The 1,693-nt window shown below is 55.9% G+C and carries 2 protein-coding genes; both read left to right on the top strand.

The features are described 5' to 3' along the window. The coding region (locus BP38_RS22865; protein ID WP_035725977.1) for a hypothetical protein at positions 1-251 on the top strand (251 nt) is incomplete at its 5' end. 597 nt (positions 252-848) lie between these two features. Then, positions 849-1,693 (top strand): hypothetical protein (locus tag BP38_RS21535; protein WP_211250396.1); only part of this gene is annotated, 845 nt, incomplete at its 3' end.

Genomic DNA, 1,693 nt, shown 5'->3' on the forward strand with positions numbered 1-1,693 from the left:
ATGGTCAAAGCTACATCGACTTCTCGGATTTCACTTATGACCGTGAGTCGGCCTATGGCGATGTTTCAACCACTGTTCTTATAGAAGTCAGTGATGGTGTCTGGGAGGAACAGACCATCAATGTCTATGATTCCGTATTCAACGGGGAAGCCTACAGTTCAGACAGTGGCATCAATGGCTTTTCCCAAGCTGCCGATGATGCCCTGCAGGTGATCGAATACGTACATGAATTCGAGGTGCCCGCCGGTTGATCCTCGAAGGGTCATTCGAATTCGGGAGTCGAGGACATGCGTGAAAACCTTGATGTAGGCGCCTTGGCACGCATTGGCTTTGTCCAGCGTTTCCGGTGGTGCTGCCCAAGGTAACGGAAACGGTTCCGATTGATCGGACCGGGTTTGCACTCTGATTGCACATGCCAGCACGCGAAGGCCTTCTTTTGAAGGCCTTCGCGTTGTTGTGGCGCAGGAATACGGGGAGGATTCCCTGTTCGATGGTGGGTGTCGTGCCAGAACTATTTCAAGGGACCGCCCGGCACCCAGCTCAACGCCCTGCGCAGCGCCTTCGGCCATAGTTTCCGTCTCATCCTCAAGTGGGTGAGTTTCTTGTTGCGCCAAATCTACAGTGCGATTGTTGGAATTTTGATAACTGCAGCTGCGCCATGATCGCCTATGCGGAAAGCTTCTCAACGGTCGACAAATTCAATCCGACCCTTGATGTGGATTAAAAGCACTGCGTCATCTCCATGCTACATCCAGCCTGAAGTTCTGGTTCACATTGGAAGCGCGGACTGCTCTCTCTCCTATGGTCATGGTCGAACTTTCATTCAATCAAGTAAGGGTATTCTGAAGATGAAGTACACTTTCAAGCATACAATTCTTGCTGGCGTGGCCCTAGGTGCGCTGGCGTTCTCCGGTTATCTGCTGCAGGAGGTCACGTCAGGTGGGAAAGCTGGTACAGCCCATGCAGCCTCCGACAAGGCAGGACAGGGACACGGTGGCGGACAAGGCGGGAAGGCCGGTGCCGGCAAGGGAGCAGGCGGTTCACAACAAGGCAAGGGAGGGCGTTCTCTGCTGGATGATGTCCTGAGCCCAGGTCATGATAAGGATCAGGAAGATCATGATGATGAAGGCCACGAGACTGAGGACGATTCGGATCGTCCGGATTGGGCCGGCCAGTCGGGCCGCGACGGCAAGCCCGGCAATCCGAACCAGACGCCGGGCTCCTCCAAGGGCGGCCTCTATGGGGATCTCTTTGCCATCCTTCGCGACGACAACGGCGTTCCCATACTCTATGTCTGGGAGGATCAGGATGGAGACGGTGTGCCTGACACAGCGGTCCAGTCTGATGACGGTTACCCGCAGCCAGTCGATGCGGAGGGCAACCTTATTCCGCTGAGCGAGGAAGGCGAGCCGGTCAGCGATGAGAACGTTACTGAAATCGAATTCAGCCGGCTGAACGTTGCCCGCTCGCCGACGCGGGTTCTCTCCAGCCGCTATCTTGAAGCCATCACTTCGATCAACCAGGCGGACGAGCTGTCCCTGGACAGCGCGGGGCGCCTGGTCATCACGGTGGACGGTGAATCCCGTACCATCGACTCTCCGCTCGAGAATCTCGCCATTTACGTCGAACTGATGAACACCGGCACTCTCGATGGCGTGACACTGGATGCGGAAACACTTGGTGACCTGGCCTT

Source organism: Fodinicurvata fenggangensis DSM 21160, assembly GCF_000686045.1.
GTDB classification, from domain to species: Bacteria; Pseudomonadota; Alphaproteobacteria; order Kiloniellales; family DSM-21159; genus Fodinicurvata; species Fodinicurvata fenggangensis.